The sequence below is a fragment of the Actinophytocola sp. genome, assembly GCF_036002505.1.
Lineage (GTDB): Bacteria > Actinomycetota > Actinomycetes > Mycobacteriales > Pseudonocardiaceae > DASYTH01.
This window is the reverse complement of record NZ_DASYTH010000041.1, coordinates 1-2,316: the sequence shown is the minus strand read 5'-3', so window position 1 is coordinate 2,316 and position 2,316 is coordinate 1. Positions and strand designations below refer to the sequence as shown.

Sequence of the window (2,316 nt, the reverse complement as noted above, 5' to 3'; positions counted from 1 at the left end):
GTTGATCAGCCACCGGTGTTCGTAGTCGGTCTGGTCCGCCAGCGCCGTGGCGATCTCCTCTAAGTCAAGACGGTTCGGGTCGAGCATCTGACCACCGTAACCACCGCCTGCGGGCGCTTCGTAGTGATCTGAACGCGGCATGAGCGGGCATCACCTCGATGGCGCTCAAGTCATCCGCAGAGCCATACCGATGGAGTGTGGGGCCGTGGCGGTGAATCCATGGCGCGCGTAAAGTCGCCGCCCCGGTGGATCAGCGAGGAGGCTGACGTAGGCACCTGCCGGCGCGTGAGTCTGCACGTGGTGCAGCAACGCCGTCAGCACCGCATCACCCAAGCCTCGGCGCTGATGCTCGGGCAGCACCGCCAGGTCGACCACGTGGAAGTACCACCCTCCATCCCCGAGCACGCGACCCATGGCCACAGCACGGCCGGTGGGCTCGTAGACGATGTGACACGCCACCCAACTGCCCTGCAGACCAACCGCTGCCTGCTCCAGGGTCCTGGGTGTGAGCCCCGACCGTTCCCTGAGCTCTAGGTATTCCTCAACAGTCGGCGCGGCGTGGATCAGCTGGTACTCGTCTCCAAGACCGCGAGCCATGTCACTCATTGTCGTTCATCCGTACGGACACGGCGCGGCAACCGGAACTTGGCAATTGCGTTACCTGTCGGCGGCATAGAAAGACGTTCTGCGTGTCGGTTCGTGGCGTAGGAACGTCCTCCTGATGCGCTTGTCGGGCTTGATGTCCCATCGCAGGAGGAGGACGTTCATGGGCAACGCTAGCGGCGTGTCTCGAGGGGATCGCAACCGCAACGCTCGACTGGCGAGGTTGCGGGCACTGGTGCCGACGCAGAACGCGATCGTCGGGGTCGATCTGGCCGACCGCAAGCAGACGGTGGTGGTCTGTGACCACGATTCGAAGGTGCTGGCGCGGCGGACGTTCCGCTGCCGGGCCTGGGACCTGGGTGCGGCGTTGGATTGGGCCGTCGACCGGGCCGCGGCCAGGGGGTTTGCCGGGGTGACGGTGGCGTGCGAACCGACCGGGCACCGCTGGCGGGTCCTCGGTCAGCTCGCAGCGCAGCGGTCGATGCCGTTCGTGTGCGTGCAGCCGATGCAAACCTCGTGGGCGCGCCGCAGCGAGGACCTCACGGTCGACAAGACCGACGATACGGACGCGGTGCTGATCGCCCGGCTGACCGCGCAGCTGCGCTGCTATCTGCCCGAACCAGTCGACGAGACCTGGGGCCGGTTGCGGCATCTGGGTGCCCGCCGCGAGCAGCTGATCACCGAGGCGGGTAGCCAGATCCAGCAGATCCGGGCCCTGCTGGAGTGCGTGTGGCCGGCCGCGTTGGACACCGCCCGCCAGCCGTTCCGGTCGAAGACGTGGGCGGCGGCGATGACGGTGATCTGCGACCGCGACGGCGGACAACTGGCCCGCACTCGGCGTCTCGGGTTAGCCAGGTTCGAGCGTGCGGTCCGACGCGAGATCAGCCACCGCGGCGGGCAGAGACCGTCGCTGCGGATCCTGCGCGCGCTGTTCGCTGCACTGGCCGATCCGGCCGGGGTGACCGCGCACCGGCTCGGCGCGCTCGAGCGGGTGGCGCTGCTGCTGGAGGACTGGCAGCACGCCGGGCAGCGGCTGGCCGACACCGAAGCCCGCATGGCCGCCGTCCTCGACCAGCTCGAGCTGACCGCGCTGGCCACCTCGATCAGCGGGCTCTCCCCGATCGGAGCCGCGGCGATCCTGGCCGAGACCGGAGACCCGAGACGGTTCCCGACCGCACGGGCGCTGGTCAAGCACGCCGGCCTGGCGCCGCGGGAGAACACCTCCGGCGCGTTCACCGGCCGCACCAAACTCACCGGGCAAGGCAGACCCGGGCTTCGGCTGGCCGCGTGGCGCACCGTGTGGGGTGCCCAGAAGGCCAACCCCGTCTACGCCGCCCGCTACCACCACCTCACCACGCGCGAGCACAACAAGCTCACCCCGACCCAGGCACAGACCGTGATCGCGGCCGCGATCCTGCGACACCTACACGCGGTCATCACCACCGGCACCGCATGGGATCCCAGCATCGCCACCCACGGCACCCGACACCGCCAGGCGGCGCCCATCGCCGCTTGACTCGTCAGGCAGCCCGTCAAGCGGGCGGTCGGGGCAAGCCCTCCGCGGCATTGAGACACACCGTGATCTCGACGCTCATCATGGGCAGCCCCGCCCGTCGTCTCCTCAACCCGATTACACGCTGTTGGGCCCAGCCCCATAACCGCTATGCAGGGACAGACGACGGACCAGGGCACCGACCAAACCCTTGACCCAAA

At 68.6% G+C, this 2,316-nt stretch carries 2 protein-coding genes; one reads left to right on the top strand and one right to left on the bottom strand.

Translation table 11 applies throughout. From position 1 onward, the window contains the following. Window positions 1-165: 165 nt before the first annotated feature. Window positions 166-606, bottom strand: coding sequence for a GNAT family N-acetyltransferase (locus VGR06_RS02425; RefSeq protein WP_327557264.1), 441 nt, complete (start codon window positions 604-606; stop codon window positions 166-168). Between the two features lie 160 nt (window positions 607-766). Here VGR06_RS02425 and VGR06_RS02420 point away from each other — a divergent pair, with 160 nt between their 5' ends. Beyond that, window positions 767-2,119, top strand: a complete 1,353-nt coding sequence (locus VGR06_RS02420; protein WP_327557263.1) for an IS110 family transposase — start codon at window positions 767-769, stop codon at window positions 2,117-2,119. The last annotated feature ends 197 nt before the right edge of the window (window positions 2,120-2,316 follow it).

Coding starts and splice junctions, on each gene's coding strand:
- VGR06_RS02425 (WP_327557264.1), bottom strand. CDS start 606: ATGAGTGACATGGCTCGCGGTCTTGGAGACGAGTACCAGCTGATCCAC.
- VGR06_RS02420 (WP_327557263.1), top strand. CDS start 767: ATGGGCAACGCTAGCGGCGTGTCTCGAGGGGATCGCAACCGCAACGCT.